Origin of the sequence: Streptomyces sp. NPDC058880, from assembly GCF_042742535.1 — a bacterium.
In the GTDB taxonomy this organism is placed as follows: Bacteria; Actinomycetota; Actinomycetes; order Streptomycetales; family Streptomycetaceae; genus Streptomyces.
This window is the reverse complement of sequence record NZ_JBHYMC010000034.1, coordinates 1-17,851: the sequence shown is the minus strand read 5'-3', so window position 1 is coordinate 17,851 and position 17,851 is coordinate 1. Positions and strand designations below refer to the sequence as shown.

At 69.1% G+C, this 17,851-nt stretch carries 13 protein-coding genes and 1 pseudogene; 7 read left to right on the top strand and 7 right to left on the bottom strand.

Features of this window, described 5'->3' with window-relative positions; all coding sequences use genetic code 11:
• Window positions 1-73: 73 nt before the first annotated feature.
• Window positions 74-2,776 (bottom strand): AAA family ATPase, encoded by a 2,703-nt coding sequence (locus ACFW2G_RS19955; protein WP_384680996.1) that lies wholly within the window; start codon window positions 2,774-2,776, stop codon window positions 74-76.
• Between the two features lie 131 nt (window positions 2,777-2,907).
• On the opposite strand from ACFW2G_RS19955, the gene ACFW2G_RS19950 reads away from it, so the two are divergent.
• The gene (locus ACFW2G_RS19950) at window positions 2,908-3,783 is read left to right on the top strand and encodes a catalase (protein ID WP_384581624.1); all 876 of its coding nucleotides are present in this window, start codon (window positions 2,908-2,910) and stop codon (window positions 3,781-3,783) included.
• Between the two features lie 159 nt (window positions 3,784-3,942).
• Here ACFW2G_RS19950 and ACFW2G_RS19945 read toward each other — a convergent pair whose 3' ends face one another.
• The 4 genes from ACFW2G_RS19945 to ACFW2G_RS19930 all read right to left on the bottom strand — a co-directional run bounded on the left by ACFW2G_RS19945 (window position 3,943) and on the right by ACFW2G_RS19930 (window position 10,561).
• Window positions 3,943-7,122 (bottom strand): BTAD domain-containing putative transcriptional regulator, encoded by a 3,180-nt coding sequence (locus ACFW2G_RS19945; RefSeq protein WP_384581626.1) that lies wholly within the window; start codon window positions 7,120-7,122, stop codon window positions 3,943-3,945.
• A gap of 764 nt (window positions 7,123-7,886) precedes the next feature.
• Window positions 7,887-8,963, bottom strand: a complete 1,077-nt coding sequence (locus tag ACFW2G_RS19940) for a cytochrome P450 (RefSeq protein ID WP_384452129.1) — start codon at window positions 8,961-8,963, stop codon at window positions 7,887-7,889.
• Between the two features lie 79 nt (window positions 8,964-9,042).
• Window positions 9,043-9,768, bottom strand: coding sequence for a tRNA-dependent cyclodipeptide synthase (locus ACFW2G_RS19935; protein WP_384452126.1), 726 nt, complete (start codon window positions 9,766-9,768; stop codon window positions 9,043-9,045).
• Window position 9,769: 1 nt separating this feature from the next.
• Window positions 9,770-10,561 (bottom strand): class I SAM-dependent DNA methyltransferase, encoded by a 792-nt coding sequence (locus tag ACFW2G_RS19930; protein WP_384452123.1) that lies wholly within the window; start codon window positions 10,559-10,561, stop codon window positions 9,770-9,772.
• A 759-nt stretch (window positions 10,562-11,320) separates the two neighbouring features.
• On the opposite strand from ACFW2G_RS19930, the pseudogene ACFW2G_RS19925 reads away from it, so the two are divergent.
• The 3 genes and pseudogenes from ACFW2G_RS19925 to ACFW2G_RS19915 form a co-directional block, all read left to right on the top strand.
• Window positions 11,321-12,396 (top strand): annotated as a pseudogene (locus tag ACFW2G_RS19925) (GAF domain-containing protein); the annotation flags it as partial.
• A 16-nt stretch (window positions 12,397-12,412) separates the two neighbouring features.
• The gene (locus tag ACFW2G_RS19920) at window positions 12,413-13,282 is read left to right on the top strand and encodes an IS5 family transposase (RefSeq protein ID WP_384581628.1); all 870 of its coding nucleotides are present in this window, start codon (window positions 12,413-12,415) and stop codon (window positions 13,280-13,282) included.
• Window positions 13,283-13,352: 70 nt separating this feature from the next.
• Window positions 13,353-13,649, top strand: coding sequence for a hypothetical protein (locus tag ACFW2G_RS19915; protein ID WP_384452120.1), 297 nt, complete (start codon window positions 13,353-13,355; stop codon window positions 13,647-13,649).
• A 547-nt stretch (window positions 13,650-14,196) separates the two neighbouring features.
• Here the strand turns inward: ACFW2G_RS19915 and ACFW2G_RS19910 are convergent.
• Both ACFW2G_RS19910 and ACFW2G_RS19905 read right to left on the bottom strand, forming a co-directional pair.
• Window positions 14,197-14,445, bottom strand: a complete 249-nt coding sequence (locus ACFW2G_RS19910) for a hypothetical protein (RefSeq protein WP_384452205.1) — start codon at window positions 14,443-14,445, stop codon at window positions 14,197-14,199.
• Window positions 14,446-14,517: 72 nt separating this feature from the next.
• Window positions 14,518-15,420 (bottom strand): diiron oxygenase, encoded by a 903-nt coding sequence (locus ACFW2G_RS19905; RefSeq protein WP_384452118.1) that lies wholly within the window; start codon window positions 15,418-15,420, stop codon window positions 14,518-14,520.
• Between the two features lie 309 nt (window positions 15,421-15,729).
• Here ACFW2G_RS19905 and ACFW2G_RS19900 point away from each other — a divergent pair, with 309 nt between their 5' ends.
• The 3 genes from ACFW2G_RS19900 (at window position 15,730) to ACFW2G_RS19890 (ending at window position 17,772) form a co-directional block, all read left to right on the top strand.
• Window positions 15,730-16,722 carry a 3-oxoacyl-ACP synthase III family protein gene (locus tag ACFW2G_RS19900; protein ID WP_384452115.1) on the top strand — a complete coding sequence of 331 codons (993 nt, stop codon included), beginning with the start codon at window positions 15,730-15,732 and terminating at the stop codon, window positions 16,720-16,722.
• Window positions 16,723-16,740: 18 nt separating this feature from the next.
• Window positions 16,741-17,070, top strand: a complete 330-nt coding sequence (locus tag ACFW2G_RS19895) for an acyl carrier protein (RefSeq protein WP_384452112.1) — start codon at window positions 16,741-16,743, stop codon at window positions 17,068-17,070.
• A gap of 198 nt (window positions 17,071-17,268) precedes the next feature.
• Window positions 17,269-17,772, top strand: coding sequence for a beta-ketoacyl synthase N-terminal-like domain-containing protein (locus ACFW2G_RS19890; protein ID WP_384581630.1), 504 nt, complete (start codon window positions 17,269-17,271; stop codon window positions 17,770-17,772).
• Window positions 17,773-17,851 lie beyond the last annotated feature (79 nt).

Here is a 17,851-nt window from a genome sequence, read left to right as displayed (position 1 = left end):
CGACGCTAGGCAGGTGCGCGCGTCCCGGCATCGGTCACCGTATCCGTCAGGTGAGCGGCGATGGCTCCTGCCCTCACGCGATCATCCGCAGCCCGTTGTCGAAGTCCACACGGGCCAGCTCCGAGCGGGCCACCACCCCGAGTTTCGGGAACACGTTGGACAGGTGGTGGCCCACCGTGCGGGGGCTGATCAGCAGGTGGCAGGCGATCTCCTTGTTGGTGAGGCCCTCCGCGGCGAGTTTGGCCACCCGCAGCTCCTGAGGTGTCAGCATGGACTCCTCGGCCACGCCGGCCGGCCTCGGCTGGGCCCCGGTCAGCTCCAGTTCACTGCGTGCCCGTACGAGCATCGGCTGGGCGCCGAGCCGGGCGAAGGTCTCGGCGGCCTCGGCGAGATGCAGCCGTGCCTCGGTGCGCCGTTTCGCCCGGCGCAGCCACTCCCCGTAGAGCAGACGGGTGCGGGAGTGCCAGAACGGCCGGTCGGCGGCCCCGGGCACGCGGAGCGCCCGCTCGAAACACTCCTCCGCCCGGTCGCCGCTGAGCAACGCCGTGCTGCGGTGCGCCGCAGCAACGGCCCAGGGCACGCCCGCGCGCCGGGCCCAGGAACCGAGGATTTCGGCGGCGGCCTCGCCGACCGTTGGACGACCGGCCCGGACGGCCGCTTCCACCGTGTCGGCAGCGGCGAGCAGCGCGAAGGTGCCGTGGGCCGCGTCATGACCGGTTTCGGTCAGCCGGACCAGGAGTTCGAGCGCCTCCTCGGCGCGCCCGGCGAACAGGGCGGCCTGGCCCTGGTTCCAGTAGGCGGCGGCGGTCAGCGCACGCACGCGCCGTGGCACCGACAGCCGCAGGGTGACAGCGCTGAGTTCGGCGACCTCCTCCTCGTCACCGCTCAGCGCGGCCAGCCAGCCCAGGGAGTTGCGGCACTGCGAGGCGGCGTGGTCGGCTCCTATCTCCTCGGCCAGCCGCAGCGTCTCCGTGGCGCTGGCGCGGGCCTGGCTCCAGCGACCCGTGACGATGTCCAGGGTGGCTGTCTGCGGCACCGTCAGGACGAGGGCGTTCGTCGCGTCCGTACGACGCATCACCTCCAGTTTGCGGCCGAGCACGTCGGAGACCGCCCGCTCGGCACCCCACGCCGCGGCGAGCGGTGCGGGTGGCATCAGCCGCCATGACAGGGTGCCGAGAGGAGCCGTGACATCCTCCGCGAAGGGCGGCACCGCTTCGCCCTCGCTCCACCACGGAGCGAGAGCGGACAGGACGCTCGCCTCCGGCGTCTCCGCCCCGCACGTCAGCTCCGACAACCGGCGCAAAGCCGCGGCTTGCCGGTCGGGGGATCCCGCGGCCCAGCCGGCCCGCACCGCCAGGCAGGCCAGTTCCATGGCCTTGGTACGGTCCGGCACCGAACTCGCGTCGCGCAGCAACAGCCGGTGCGCGACTTCCTGGTCGCCGTGAGCGAACTCGATGAGGCCGCTCAGACCGCCGCTGTCCTGCGCCACTGTCTGCGTGGGCGCCAGCCGGCCCGCCTGGTCCAGCAGATCCCGAGCCCTGGCCACCTGCCCGCACTCCCAGGCCGCGAGGGCCCCGAGTGACAGGCGGCGGGCCGCGTCAACGGGGTCGGGCGACAGCTCGGAGGCCCGGAGCAGTGCTCGGACGGCCGATGCGTTGCCGCCGGAGGCCGCGTCATGGCGTGCGGTGCGTTCCAGCAGTTCCGCCACCGCTTCGTCGGCCACGTCGGTGGCCGCTGCCAGGTGCCAGGCCCGCAGTCCCTCCTCGGTGGCGTCCCGCTCGAGTGCCTGGGCCAGGGCCCTGTGGGCCGCCTGGCGTTCGGCGAAGGAGGCCGCGTCGTACACGACGGCTCCGACCAGCGGTGCCTTGAACCGGAGCGAGGGGCCCTGGAGGGAGAGAAGCCCCGACCGCAGTACCTCGTCCCAGGCCGCCGCGCCGGCCCCGAGCGTCGCAGCCGCGGCGCGCACCAGGTGCTGATCGCCGCGGTCCTCCGCGGCCGCGACGAGCATCAGAGACCGCGCACCGGGGGAGAGTACCGAGGTGCGGCTTCCGAAGGCGCGGCGCAGTAGGGGGCCGACGGGAAGCCGCGCCCCCGGGCCGGCCGTGAGGGTCGGCAGTTCCCGGAGTGCCAGCGGGTTTCCGCAGGCGGCCGCGACGGTACGGCGCACGGCTTCCTCGGGTGCCGTCGGATGTTCGGTGCGGACCAGCCGCTCCGCGTCGGCGTCGCGGATCGGGGCCAGGCCGATCGCTCGCAGGCCCTCCCAGGGGCCTTCGGCCGCCGGATCGCTGTGGGCGGCGAGCAGCATGGCCACCCGTGATGTGTCCAGCCGTCGGGCGACGAAGGCCAGGCACGCCGCAGTCGGCTCGTCCAACTGGTCCGTGTCGTCCACGGTGATCAGCAAGGGTTCCTCAGCCGCGAGCTCGGTGAGCAAGGTGAGGGTCGCCACGCCGATCAGGAATTGGTCGGTCGCGTGCTGGGTGTGTCCCAGGGCCCCGCGAAGCGCGTCGGCCTGCGGCTTCGGAAGCGTGCCGATCCGGTCGACCAGTGGCCACAGCAGCCCGTGCAGGGCGGCGAAGGCCAGTCTGGACTCCATCCGGCTGCCCCGGCAACCCAGGACCGTGAAGCCGGCCGCTCGGGCGGCGGCGCACTCGAGCAACGCCGTCTTTCCGATGCCTGGATCTCCCCAGAGCACGAGGGCCGATCCGTTTCCCCTCCGTGCCTCCTCCAGGAGTCGGTCGAGCTCCTGCCGCTCTCGATCCCGTCCGTACAGATTCACTTCCGTGCTCCCCGCTTCTTCCCCGTACACCACACGTGCTTCCCCTCGCGAGCGAGGGGGATGTCGCAGTCAGATGCGACCGATACGGTGACCGATGCGCCCGTCGGGCCGGGCCGCCTACCGTCACCGCCATGAGCAGTCATTCCTTCGAAGACGGCGCCCGGCTCGCCGACCAGGTCGCCTCGGCGACAGGCGCCGATCCGAGCGACCGTCTCCTGCACACCCGAGGTGCCTGGGCGGCGGGTGCCTTCACTCCGTCGGAGATCGCCGCCTCCCTGAGTACGGCTGAGCTCTTCGCCGTATCCAGCACTCCTGCCACGGTCCGCTTCTCCAGCACGCTCGGAGGCGCACACGGGCACGACGGGGACCCGTCGGACCACGGCATGGCCGCCCGGATCGGCGGCCTCGACCTTGTGATGTTCACTCTTCCGGTCTTCTTCGCACGCACCGGCGCGGACATGGTCGAGTTCCTCCGGGCCGCCAACTCCCCGGACCCGGCGACGGCCGTACCCGCGTACGTGGCCCGCCACCCCGAGGCGGCCGTCGCCCTCGACCTGGCCCAGCAGGCCCGCCCTGCCGCGAGTTTCACGGGCCTGACGTACCACTCGGTGCATGCGTTCGGTCTGCTGGACCCGACCGGTATGACCCTGTGGGCCCGGCTGAGCTGGCGGCCGCTCCGCGCGGCGCAGCCGCTGATCCCCGAGGAGTCCCGCAGCCGGCCGCGGGACTATCTCCGTGCCGGGCTGCACGCCGAACTGCCTGATCGCTTCGACCTTGTGGCCCACCTTCCGGCCGCCCAGGACGAGGTCCACGACCCCACCCGTCTGTGGTCCTCGGAGCAGTCGGTGACGCTGGGCACCCTGACCCTCGAACGGGCGGAGGTCCCCGCCTCGGAGCCCGGTTTCGATCCGCTGCGCCTGCCGCAGGGCATCGCCGCCCCACTCGACCGGCTGGCGAGAGACCGCAGCGCCGCCTACCTGGCTGCGCAGCGCCGCCGACGCGGCTGAACCGATGAGCGACCCCTGCTGTACGACTCTCGTCGTACCGCTCCCTCATGGCCGTGGTCTCGGCCGACGATGTCGCAAGGTTCATGGGAGGACTCTCGCAGACCGTTCTCAACGCGCTCTCAACGTCCTCCGAACAACGCTGTGTCGACGTGGGGTGACTCAGTCGACACGGGGCAGGTCTCGCAGGATCCTGTCGATCTCGGCGGTGAAGAGGGCCAGCCCTCGGGGCTCGGACAGCGCGCGAGCCTCCAGCAGGAGCTCGCGGGCTTGCCTGTGGTCGTCCTGGTCGGCGCGGGCACGGGCCAGGTCGATGAGGGCCGCGATCAGCTCGGTCACCGCCTCGCTGCTCCGCAGGTGGCCGACGGCCCGTTCCAGCAGGGGCAGGGTGCTGTCGTCACCTGACGTCAGCGCGACGGCCCGCCAGGCGCGACCGAGCGACACGGCGGTGTCCCATCTCTGTGCGAGCGCGAGTTCGGCCGCCGCCAGCTCCCTGGCGCGCTCGCGTTCACCGGTCTTGAGCAGTTCCATGGCGGCGGAGCTGCGCCAGGCGAGGTACCCGGGATTGTGCAGACCCCAGGCAGCGTTGCGACGACCACAGTCGACGAAACAGGCTGCCGCCTGGTGTGCCTGCCCGCGCGCGGAGTGGAGCAGGCCGCGTACCCACTTCACCACCGGTAGTTCCCACGTCTCGGTGTTGGCGTGCTCCGTCGCGCTGTCGAGCCACTTCTCGGCTTCGTCCGCCTGGCCGAGACCCAGGAGCGCCTGGGCGTACTGGGCGATCAGTGCGGCCGGGCGGCGCGGCGCCTGCTCCAGGGACAGTCCGGCCACGGGGGCGCATGTCTCGAGGGCCCGCCGGTAGTCGCCGCCCCGCATGTGGACCTCGGAACGCATGATGCGTCGGTAGATGTCCATCGTCCCGAAGTAGCGGTCCTCGTGGAGATCGCTCAGCTGTCCGGCGAGAGCGAACTGCCCGGCCCATTTCGCGATGTGCGTCAGAATGCCCACCACTTCGCGCGGCAGTTTCTCCCACGCACCGTCCTGGTGGCACTCCGCGGGGAAACGGGACATCGCTTCCGCGGCGCTGTACCGCACCTGGTACGTGTCCTCCCAGGTGAGGACGGCGTTCGTCACCAGGTCGTCGGCCCGGTCCCCTGACGCTCGCGCCGCACGTAGCCGCTCGATATGTACGGCCCAGCTTTCGGGGGTCAGCGCGGCCACCATCCAGGCAGAGGCACGAGCGGCCTCCGCCGCGGCCGGATCGCGCGGTTCGGTTTCGGCGATCACTTCGTCCATGAGGGTGAGGGCGGCTCCGCCGCGACGGTTGGACGCCATCGTCCAGGCCAGGGGGATCAGCGCGGTCGGTGCCCTCCGCGCGGCACGTTGTTCCTCGAGTGCCTCGTGGAGATGGGTCAGCGAAGCGGTGGGGTTGACCCACAGCTCCAGCTGACCGAGCTGGACGAGCACGGCGGCGCGCTGGTCGTGGCCGGCGATGCGGAGCGCCGCCTGGAGGTGGTGGATGGCCTCCCGGACCGCGTGCTGCCGAAGGCATTCGTCGGCCGCGTCCACCAGGACGGTCGTCCAGGAGGACCAGTGCGTGCCCGTCAGCGCGTCCAGGTACCGGGCGGCCTGCCGGGCGCTGTGCCCTGAGCTCAGGGAGTACCGCGCGGCTGCCACCCGAAGCCGGCTGTCCTCGTCCGGCGAACAGAGCCAGCGCAGGGTGTTGGGCACCAGGGGGTGCCGGAAGCGGGCGGGGTCGGCCGTGGACAGGATGCCGATCGCCGTCAGGCGTTCGCACCGGGCCTGAATCTCGGCCACGGCCTCCTTGCACACCTCCGCGAGTACGTGGGGCGTCGGCTGAAACTCGTGCAGGACCGCGATCGCTCGGAGCAACAGGGCACGGTCGTCCGTGTAGTTGTCCAGCATCAGCGCCATCGCCCGCTTGAAGCGGACGTCCGGGGTGTGCTCGGGCACACGCCGCAGGTCGGCATCGGGCAGGGCACACAGGTCCGCGATCAGCGCCACGACGAGCTTGGGGATACCGGCTGTCGCCTCATGGACACTCCGGGCGAACTCCTGCAGGTGAGGAGCGTCCACCCGAGCCGCCGCGAGCTCGGCGATCCCGGATCGGGTGAGCCTGCCGAGGTGCAGAGTCGCCGAGGAGACGTTTCCCAGGTCCAGAGTCCGCCGGTACGCCTCCGGGTCCCAGGGGCGGTCCTCCACCGCCAGCACCAAGAGGACGCGTGTGGAACGCAGCCGCTGTGCCACCAGCGTGAGGACCTTCATCGAGCGCTCGTCGATGCACAGGACATCGTCCACCAGGAGGACCAACGGGGCCCCTGCGGCACTGTCGACCAGAAGGGCGATCATCTGCTCCGCCAGCCGGTGGTCCGTGACGTGGGCCTGGAGAGCGGACGAATCCGCACGACCGTCACCTGCTCCGCGACCGATGCCGTCCAGAATCGCGTTGAGCAGACCGAGGGGCGCGTCCGCGACGGAAGGGCTCCTCGGCAGGTTGAGCCGCCGCGCGGCCGGTACCAGGCGAGCGGCTTCATCGAGGAATCGCGATTTGCCGTGCCCGTAGATGCCGGACACGAGGGCCAAGCCGCCCTCGGCGACTGCCGCTCGCTCGGCGAGCGTCACGATCGCGGCGAGCTGGTCCTCGCGCTCCACCAATGGAGCGGCCTCGGCGGAGGGCTTCGGTGCCGGCGGAAGGACAGCGGGGGCCGTGGCGGTCACGATGACGGGAGACGTCTCCTCGTACGCGCCGGACGGCGACCGGGACAGGATCCGGCTGTGGAGGGCGCGTAGCTCAGGGCCCGGGTCGACCCCCAGTTCGTCGATCAGGAGCCGCCGGGTCCGTGCGTAGACCTCCAGTGCGTCGGACTGGCGGCCGGCCAGATGCAGTGCGCGCATCAGGAGGGCACGCGGGCGTTCGCGCAACGGGTGCTCGGTCGTCAGCACCCTCAGCCGGTCGATCACGGAGTCGTGCCGGCCGAGCGCGATCTCGACATCGAGACTGTCCTCCAGGACGGCCAGACGGCGCTCGGTCAAGGTCGCGCGCCACATGGCGGCATACGGGCCGGGGATACCGGCCAGGGGTTCGCCGCGGTACAGCCGCAGTGCTCGGTCGTAGAGCTGCTCGGCCTTCTGCCACTCGGAGTGCTCGCGTGCGTGCTTGCCCTCGGTGACCACCTGCTCGAACTCGCCCAGGTCCGTCTGATCGTCCTCGATGCGCAGCTGGTAGCCGCCGTGCCCCGACAGCAGCACGGTACCGGCAGCCCTCGGTCTTCGCTCCGGTTCGAGGACCCGGCGCAGTCCGGCCACATGCGTCTGGATCACACCCACACCACTTGTCGGGGCGGAACCCTCGTAGAGGGCGGCGAGCAGGCTCTGGGTGGATACCCACTGGCGGCGCCGGAACGCCAGCGCGCACAGCACCGCTCTCCGCTGAGGGGGCCCCAGAGGCAGTCGTCGGTCGCCCTGCAGCGCTTCGACACCACTGAGGAAGGTGAATCGGACCTCTGCGATCGACGCAGGCCCCCTCTCCGGCGAATCCCCCACATTATCCTCCGAAGTCATCCGATAAGCGAAGAGATGCATCTTACCTGGCGCGCGCCACCTGACCTGGTCAGATGCCATCCTCGCAGAACCGGAGGCGAGGGCTCGACAGTCCTATCGGAGCCCTGTGCCAGTAGCGGAGACACGCGGTTGCCCGCCCTGTCCGCCGCGGGTCAGGTGGGTCATGCGGTGGTTACCCCAGATCCACTCCGTGTCGATCTCTTCTTGAAGGGCGGGCTCGATGCCGACGCCGCAGTCGCGCTGGAGGTCTTGGGCGGCCTCCTGGGGTGTAGTAGGGCTCTTCGCGGTCGATGCGGGCGAGCATCATGGAGCCTGCGCCTGTGTCGCGGACGCCGCGGGCGGCGAGGGCGATGCGGGCCTCGGTGCTCCGACGATCACCCTCGGCTATGAAGTTCGCTTCATGTCGGAGGCCAGCAGCAAGGGGCGCGGCGCCATCGGCGGTCTGCTGGGGTCCAGACACCTGCGAGCAGTCCTCCGGCTGTTGGGAGGGGCGCTTGATGAACGAGCCGGCAGGTGCGTCCCGGCTACCAGGCGACGGGGAGTTCGGCCGGTCGTGTGAACAAGAACTCGCGCGGCTCCCACGCCACGTCCTGGTGTTTGACCGCCAGGGTGAGATTGGGAAGACGATCCCAAAGCGTGCGCAGGGCGGTGCGTAGATACATGCGGGCGATGTTCACGCCGAGGCAGAAGTGCGGTCCGGACCCGAAGGTGACCTGTGGGTCCTCAGAAGCCGCACGTCCGGTACGGAACTTATGCGGTGTCTTGAAGTGGGCCGGGTCGTTGGCGGCGGCTCCGAAGGGGGTGACGACGTGCTCGCCCCGGCGGATGGTGACGTCGGTGATGGTGACGTCTTCCAGTGCGACGCGTGGCATGGAGGAGTTGGAGTTGTGGTGGTAGCGCAACAGTTCCCACACCGTCTCGTCCCACAGCTCGTTCCCGTTCGTACCGTTCTGGAGTTGGCGCAGGACCTCCGGGTGCCTGGTCAGTGTGTGCACGGCGGTGGCGGTGGGGCCCATGACAGGTTCGGCGGAGGTCAGGAACAGGTACATCACCGTCCCTCGTAGTTCCTCGGCACTGATCATGTTCTCGGCATGGGCCTGAACGAGGGAGCCGATGGGCCCGGCTTCCGGCGGGTCGGTCAGGATCTGGTCGGTGAAGCACAGCAGCCGTTCGGTAGAGGCGCCCACCAGTACGGAGTCGGCTGTGGTGTCCATCTGGACCCGGAGATCCCCGACGATCCGCACACGCTGTTCCACCGGAACGTGCATCACCTCGCACGCCATGTGCAGAGCGAGCGGCCGACCGTAGGCGGCGACCAGATCGGCTGGGTTGGGCCCTTGGGACATTGTGTCGATGAGGCGGTGGGCATGTGAGGCCACCACCGGTTCGAGTGCGGCTGCTGCGGCGGGAGAGAAGTGTCGTTGCAGGACGCGTCGCACTCTGGTGTGGTCGGGTGGATCGAGGTTGAAGATCCCGCCCGGCACACCGTTGAAGTCGTCCCGTGGCAGCGGCACGGTCCCGCCGAGGGTCAGGTCACGGGAGAAGCGGCGATCGGTGACGATCCGCGTGATATCAGCGTGCCGGGTCGCCAGCCACACCATCTGTCCGGTTGATGTCCGGACTTTTACCAGGGGATGGTCGCGGCGCAGAGACTCGAACAGCGGCGACGGTCCGCCGTGTTCACCGGTCGGGAGGGGGTAGTCGATGGCCGAGTGGCTCGCAGGGCACTGCATGAGGAGCCTCCGGGGTGAGAGTCAGCTGGGCGTAGACCTGTCCCGGACCTGGTGCCAGGGCAGGCACCGCACCGGTGGCGAGGTAGTCGAAGAGCGGGAAGCGCCGGTGGTAGGCGAACACGGTGTGGTCGTGGCTCAGCAGGGCCGCTGCGTCGAGGACGACCGGGGTCTCCGCGAAGACGTAGTCCACATTCGCGTCGACCACCTCGGCCGCGGACCGGCCGCCGGCGGCCGCGGCCAGCGCCAGTTCCGTGGTGGCGCGCACTACCTCCCTGACGTTGGGTTCCGTCTCGTAGGCCTGACGGATCAGGGAGCGCAGTTCGAGGTAGCGAGCGTTCCCGGCGAGGCGCGACCAGACGATGACGTCCCGGTCCGAGTGGGCGTACCCGGCTGTTCTTATAGCCCGTTGGGCGGCGCGGCGCTGCTGGTGGACCTGAGTCATCACCTTGGCCACTGCCTTGCGTGGTGCCATCCCTGCGGAGATGAACCGGCGAGCCGCCTCCGGGCCCGCGAGCAGGACGTAGACGCGGTCGAAGCGGGGTACGGACCAGTGGATCAGGCACCGGATGGTGGCGGACGAGTAGAACGAGTTGAACGGGGAGACCCCCCACATCACCGACTCGCCGCGTTCGATCGGGGTGCCGTCCCCCGCCTCCAACAGAACCCGGCACACTCTAGGACGCCTCGATGACCAGGGCGTGCGGCCGGGCGAGGTAGTTGACCCAGTACTCTCTGCCCTTGTCGGCCACGCCCTGGCCGGTCACCTGCATCTCGTGCCAGGTGACGGTCTCGAAGCCCGCTGCCCGGAGCGCCTGCTCGTAAGTCTGCTTCGTCCACCAGACGGCGTCCACGTGGACAGGGGCGATGCCGGATTCCTTGGGGAACCAGGCGTCCAGGCTGACGGTGCGGCCTTCCTCCGTCGGCCCGACACCGGTCAGGGAGAAGTTGTAGGCGTCGTAGAAGCGGGGGAAGTCCGCTGCGTCGGCGTAGTCGGGGTTCAGGACCGGTGCGATGAACCGGCCGCCCGGCTTCAGGTCGGCCCGCGCGGTGCGGCACATCGCGGTCAGGTCCTCCCGGCTGGTGGCGTAGCACAGCACGTAGACAGCGAGGACGAGGTCGATGTTCCCGGCGATGTCGGCGAACCGTGGATCACACTGGCACTCCTCCCTGAGGTCACGGTGGAGGTAGGTGATGCCGAGCGGGCTCGCGTTCTCGATCTCCCGGGCACGCTCCAGCATCCCGAGGGAGATGTCGGCGCCGATCACCTGCTGGGCGCCCCACTGTTTGAGGTTGCGGCTGTACATTCCCGTGCCGCAGCCGAGGTCGAGGGCGAGCTTTCCGGTGAGGTCGCCGCAGAGTGCGCGGATGGAGGGATGCTCAATGTGGGGGCGGACGGGGAGGTCGCCGGCCGATGCCTCGTAGGCATCTGCTGCCGTATCGAACTGGCTTCCACCTTGGGTGCTCATGCAATTGACCGTAGCTACGGCAGGAACGCCTCGCATAGCCCCGGCAACGTGGTTAACGGATCATTCGGAGCAAACCATGTCACAGGGGTTCACCTCTCCCGTGCGGCACACCTCTCGGCGCCCCCTCGGACAGGTTTGGCGTGGAGAAATGTCCGGTCGCATCGGAGCTCTCCCTGCGTGGTGCGCCTCCGGGAGTCGCCTCCTCGGCGGAGGCCGTCGCGTTTCCTGCTCGCAGAAATGGTCATCTGTGAGAGTTCCGCGGGAGCCCCTGGAGCAGGGCTGATTCATAGTCGGGGCGGTTTGGCGTCTGTGCTGGTCGGGACAGGCTGAGTAGGTCGAGCGGCCGGCTGTGCGGTGCGGAGGAGGCCTCGCGCAGGCCGGCCGGGATGCCGGTGTATCCGGTGCCTCGCAGGGTGTCGATGGCGGGGTTGCGCAGGGTAGTCATGTTCTCGGGGCTGTGGCTGGTGCGGCGAGAGGAGCTCAAGTGGATGCTGGAGGTCAGCAGACAACCTTCGTGTCGGCCGTACACATGACGAACCGGGAAGGGCCGCGGACGGGGGACCCGCGGCGCTTCCCGGCAACCACCCCATGATCGACGCGGGGCCGGGGCCGGACAGGGCCAAACGGCCCCTTCCCTCCGCACGGCGGGTCGGGGGAGCGGTGCCCGGCCGGCGCTCGCACCTCGATGCCCTGGTGCCCGTGGGACCTGTACGAGATGCTGGGTTGGGCACGGGGGCCGTGTCGGCACGGGTGCCGAGGATGCGGTTGGACGAGTTGCTGGACGAGCTCCAGGCGCGGATCGACGCCGTACGCGGAACCCGGGACCGGGTGCACAGCCTGCTCGAGGCGGTCGTGGCCGTCGGGCGCGAACTGGAACTGGCGCAGGTCCTGCGACGCATCGTGGAGGCGGCGGCCCTCCTCGTGGATGCCGAGTACGGCGCCTTGGGGGCCATCGCCCCGACGGTCGCAAGCTCTCACAGTTCCTCACGGTGGGGCTCGCCGAGGACGAGGTCGCCGCGATCGGCCCCTACCCTGCGGGCCACGGACTGCTGGGCGAGATCATCCGCCACCCCGAGTCGCTGCGGCTGAGCGACCTCGGCACGCACTCCTCCTCCCACGGCTTCCCGGCCCACCATCCGCCGATGCGGACCTTCCTCGGTGCACCGATCCTGGTGCGCCAGGAGGTGTTCGGCAATCTCTACCTGACCGAGAAGCGCGGCGGAGCGGACTTCGACGCCGAGGACGAGGCCGTGATCACGACGCTGTCCGTCGCGGCGGGCGTGGCCATCGACAACGCTCGGCTGTACGAGGCCGCGCAGCGCCAGCAGCGCTGGCTCAGGGCCAACGCGGAGATCACCGAGAGCCTGCTGGCCGGCAGGTCCCGGGCCGAGGTGCTGGCGCTGATCGCCCGCCGGGCGCAGGAGATCACCGGGTCCGAGATCGCGGACATCGCCGGGCCCGTCCCCGGCACCGACAGCCTGGTCGTCGAGTTCTCCCTGCGAGGGGACCGAGAGACCCGGCAAGGGCTGGTCGTCCCGTTGGAGGGGACGCTTTCCGGAGCGGCGTACGTCCTGGCACGGCCCGTCGCCGCGGCCGCGCCGTCGGACGACGAACCGTACGCGTCCGACGCGCAGGTGGCGGGCGGACTCGGGCCCGCCGTGGTCGTCCCGATGGGGACCGAGGGCCTGGACAGCTGGGGGGTCATGCTGCTCGCACGCTTCCCGGGAGAGCCCGCCTTCACCGAGGACGAGCTGGAACCCCTCCTGGCGTACGCGGGGCAGGCGGCGCTCGCCCTAGGCCGTGTTTTAGATCGGGGTTCCGGTTCACGCCTCGCGCCGTGATGATCATGGTGTGGGGCGTGGGGATCTTTCTGATGAGCAGTGGTCGGTGCTGGAGTCGTTGCTGCCTGCGGCGGGTGTGAGCCGCAGGTCGGGGAACCGGCGGCGGTTGGTCAATGGAGTTCGGTGGCGGGTTCGGACGGGTGTTCCGTGGCGTGATCTGCCGCACGAGTACGGGCCCTGGCAGACGGTTTACGGGCTCTTTCGCCGTTGGCAGCGCGAGGGTGTGTGGGCCCGGATTCTCACCCTGTTGCAGGCGAGGGCTGATGCGGCCGGGCTCATCACCTGGGAGGTGAACGTCGACTCCACGGTCTGCAGAGCCCATCAGCATGCTGCTGGTGCCCGCCGGGACGGGTCCGGGCAGAAGGAGCCGCCCGGCGGTCTCGGGGTCGAGCCGGAGGATCACGGGCTGGGCCGGTCGCGGGGCGGGTTCTCCACGAAGATCCATCTGGCGTGCGAGCAGGGGCAGAAGCCGTTGTCGTTGCTGGTCACGGCGGGGCAGCGGGGTGACAGTCCGCAGTTCGAGCCGGTCCTCGAAGCGATCCGGGTGCCCAAGGTCGGCGGTGGCCGTCCCAGGCGCAAGCCGCTGCGGGTACGTGGTGACAAGGCGTACTCCTCGCGCGCCAACCGTGCCTACCTGCGCAGACGCGGGATCCGCTGCACCATCGCCGAGCCGGCCGACCAGGTCCGCAACCGCAAGCGCCGTGGCCGCGCCGGTGGCCGACCGCCGGCCTTCGACCGGGAGGACTACAAGGCCCGCCACGCGGTCGAGTGCGGGATCAGCCGCCTCAAGCAGCACCGGGCGGTCGCGACCCGGTATGACAAGCTCGCCGTCCGGTTCGAGGCGACGGTCCAGATAGCGGCGATCCACCAGTGGCTGTGACCAGCGGTCGCCCGCACGGTCATGCCATCCTGATCACGGCATTGGGCAGCACACGCATGGGGAGGGTTCAGTGACCGCCAGGTACTACTGCGCCGACAGCGAGAACGGCGATCACGTCGACGACCCGTCCGAGGACGCCCTGTTCATGCTGATCGGCGACCTCAACGACTTCGACAACACCTTCGTCGTCATCCAGCCCGACCAAGACGACCCCGCCTGGTTCGCCTCAGTCGCCGTCCTGGACGAGGGCGGATACGAGATCGTCCGCCGCGACACCACCCGCCGCGAACACGACGTGACCGTCGAGACCAGCAACGACCGCATCGCGGGCGACCTCACCAAGTGGCTGGCCGCCCGCGCTTCCTAAAACACGGCCTAGTCGCCCCAGACGGGTTCTCGGCGCCCTGCAGGCGTTCTACGCAGGCTCAGTCTGCCGGCACACCGTGCCGTTCAAGGCCGGGGCGTAACCTGCGCGGCACAACATGATACCGGTACCAGAGTTGCCGACGCGTGTGCACACGGAGTTCGGCACCAGGCCACGCTGCCCGATAAGGTTGCACGGGCAGCCCAACGGGACGAGTGCCGTCGGTGTGCGCGGAGGCGGGCAGGGCAGAGCTGTCGGGGCGGCTGCAGCCGCGTATACGGGTCCGCTGCAGGCCAGGGCGGCCGTGGCGGCGAGCAGAGCGGCACGAGCGAGCAGACGTGACATGGGAACTCCTACCTCAAAGGGCGGCACAACCAGCGCGATCAGGGTGTTTTGTGCAGATTTATCGCAGGCCCCTGGAGCAAGCGCTTCGTTCCTCGCCGTGGCGGACGACTTTTACCACGGTGGCAGCAGCGCCTGGTTGGCATCTCGGCACTGCCACACTGCAAGAGCGGGTCAGAAGCCATGGAGAGTCATGTCGTTGCTGCGGTTACGGGTTCCGTGCTTCGGCGGGTGTGGGAGTCGTGGCGGGCGCTGCCCGGCCGGGCGTTGGCCGTGACCACCAGGTCGCCCAACCGGCCAGTTGCGTGAACGCGGGGACCAGGACGCCCCGTACGACGGTGGCGTCGATGAGGACGATGGCCGTCATCGTCGCGCCCAGCACCACCAGGAGGCTGGTCCGGGCGAGCATCAGCGCGCCCATGCTTGCGGCGACCAGCAGTGCCGCGGTGGCGAACAGGCGGCCCGTGTACTCGATGAGCTACTGGCACTCGGGCGGCGCCCGCGGCGTCGTGCCGGCCCGGGCCGGGGCCTACTGGAGAAGGCCAGCGTGCCTCCACCAGTGCCTTTCCGTCGATGTGATCATGCCGATGTCTGTGAGGAAGGGAACGACCTTGGCTCCGCTCCACAGCAGCGTCTCTCGGAAGTGTGGGTTGGCGCGTACCTGGCTGCGGGCGGCGCGTGGGTCCAGGCCCATGTCGCGATAGACGTGGGTGTTGACCAGGAGCCTGGTGGCTGCCATGGCGCGCACACCCATCCGTTGCCGTTGAACGGCAAGGCGTGCGGGTGAGGTGCGTCTGACCGCGTCCCGCATGGCGGAACGCGCGAAGGTGATATGCCGGGCTTCTTCGGCGACGTGGATTTGACATACCTGGCGGACGAGTGGGTGGACCCGTTCGTCGCGGGCCGCCTCACGTTGGAAGCGGTCGAGGACTTCTTCGAAGATCAGCGGTGTGGCGAATGTGAGGTCGTCGCGGGACGGCAGGAAGCACGCCGCTGCCCGGTGGAGTGCCGCTGGGGGGCGGTAGTCGGGGCAGTCGAGCCGGTCCAGGAGTTTGCTGAACATGGCGGAGTGCCGGGCCTCTTCGGAGATTTCGGTCAGTGCGTATTGGGTGCGGGGGTCCTTGGGGTCGCGTCGGGTGAGGTGCCGAGCGAAGGTCTCCATCAAAAGGAGCTCGGACCACAGAGCCAAGCCCATCATGCTGGCGAGTTCACGGCGGGACGTCTCCCGGCGCTGTTTGTCGTTCATGCGCTGCCACAGTGGTGTTCCGAAGAGCGACAGGCGCTCGGGCACGCAGTACCAGGCATCATCCGGGGCGGTCGTGTCCCATGTGACGGAAGTCTGGGAGTCGGGCGGTGGAGATGCCTGCAGCAGCCGCCGGGCGACGTCGTGGGATGTGCCTTCGGGCGGCGCCGTTGTCGGGCGGGTGTCCATGGTCTACTCCCGTGTTCACGCGCTGCTGAGGACCCTTCCGGGGAGCACTCTGGTGCGGGCGTTCGCGGTGCTGACGGCCAACACAACGGTTGGCGCCTGGATTCACTCGCCCAGGTGTAGGGAAGGCAAGCAGGGCTCGCTGCTTTGGGGTCGGGTCCCGGGTAGCTGTTGTTCGGAAGTCGGGTTGCTGGCCTTTGCCGGACCGCTCATGGACATGAGTGGGGGCCGTTCGGGTGAACCGGTCTGGGCGCACGATCTGAGCGCCGCGCGAATCCCACGGAGTGCGATGCAGCCCGATATGTTTCCAGTGTGAACGCGCCCCGGTTCAGTCGTCTGGCAGGAGTTTCCGCTTATCTTCCCGAGAAGCGGATCTCGACAACCGACCTTGAGGAGGAAATCGCCCGGAAAAGCCCGGGCTTCGCCGTTCCTGCTGGATCGATTGAGAGTGTGACCGGCGTGGAACACCGGTACATCAGTCCGCCGGATGAGTGTCCGTCAGACCTTGCGGTCGCCGCCGCCCAGAAGCTTCTTGCCGAAACCGGGCAGAGCATTCAGGACGCAGATCTCATCATCTTCGCCGCGACCTCGTTGGATGTCCTCGAGCCTGCGACCGCGCACATTGTGGCGTCCAAGCTCGGCGCACAGTGCCCGGTATTCGACGTGAAGAACGCCTGCAACAGTTTCCTCAACGGCCTCGAGGTCGCCGATGCGCTGATCCGGACGGGTGCGTATGAACGCATCCTGTTGTGCTGTGGTGAGACCTGGCAGAAGACCAGACGCCTGTGCGTCGCGACGCCCAGAGAGTTCGCGCACGCCATGGTCAGCTACACCATGTCGGATGCCGGGGCGGCGATGTGGATCGAAGCCGCCGCCGAACCAGGCATCCTCGGCGCGCGCTTCTTCGCGCAGTCCAAGGCTTGGGGCGCCACCGTCATCCCTATTCCCTCCGCGCCGGAGTGGGAATGGACCAACAGCTTGGAAGCCATGATGCGAGCGGGTCGCTCTCTTGCCATCGACAGGAGGGTCGTGGAGCCTGCTATCGGGATGTCATTCGACGATGTCGCCCGATTTTTCATGCACCTTCCGACGCAGCGCTGGACCGACCGGATCCTGGCATCGCTTGATATTCCCGCCTCACGGGTGTCCACCACGATCCAAACCCACGGAAACACTGCGGCCGCCACCCTGCCCATGCAACTCGCCTTGGAGGTCGAGGCTGGGCGTCTGCATCCCGGTGACCCGGTGGTGCTCCTGGGCATGGCGAGCGGGGTCAGCCTCGGTACTCTCGCCCTTCGCCTCTAACACCCACCGTCACCCTCCGTGGCTCCGGCCACCTGCCCTGTTTGGAAGAACGTCACCATGGCCCCGTATGCGAACGGCTTCGAGACGATCCGCGACCTCTTGTCCACGCACTTCGACGATGTCGATACCACCATGCTGACTCCGCACGTTACCTTCGAAAGCCTCGGGCTGGATTCCTTGGGCCTGATGGAAATGCTGGTGGTAGTCCATCAAAGGCTGGGCGTGACGCTTTCCGAACTCGGCGTAGACCTCAGCTCGGCTCTGACCGTCGGGGATGTCGCCGCTGCCCTCGACCGACACATCCACTCCGCCCAGGGTTCGACTGAGCCCGACGGAGCGGCCGTATGAGAGCCACTGCGCTGAGGGTCACCGCACCAGATATGAAGCTTTCGAGGCAACTGACCCGTACGCCCAGCGTATGGGACGGCTCAGGCTCGGACGCCGGTATGGGCCGTGATCGTCTTTGCCGGCATCGCGGCGGACTTCTTGAGGCAATCACCGTCCTTTCGGCTCGGCCATTCGCCCCCCCACGTCAGGGTGCCGAGCATGCGCGCTGACGCCATCGCGGTGACCGGCATCGGTCTCGTCACGCCGGCCGGACTCACCGTCCAGGACAACTGGTCTGCGCTGTGCCAGGGGCGGTCATTGGCCACTCGGGATCCGCGTCTGTCCGGGCTGCCCAGCGACTTCTCCTGCCAGGTCCCGGCCTTCGACGCCGCCGCAATGTTCGGCCGTTCTCGTGCCAGGCGACTGGATCGCTTCGGTCACTTCGCTCTGATCGCGGCCCGCGCAGCGGTCATGGACAGCCAACTGGACTCGCGGACGTGGAATGGTGAACGCGTCGGCGTCGTCCTGGGTACCGCCTCCAACAGCATGCAGAACTACAACGGCGAGTTCTCCCAACTCCTTGACGGCCATCCCTCCCGGGTGTCACCCCTGGCGTTGCCCCGCAGCCTGCCGGACACGGCATCAGGAGAAGTCGCCCTTGACCTCGGCGCCAAAGGGCCGTCCTTCGCTACTGCCGCCGCCTGCGCCTCAGACCGCGTTTGAGATCTCCCGTAGCCTGCTTCCAGTGGAGCGTGAGGAGGGGAAGTGGGTTACTGGCGTGGGCCTTGCTCTCAGCGGGGGC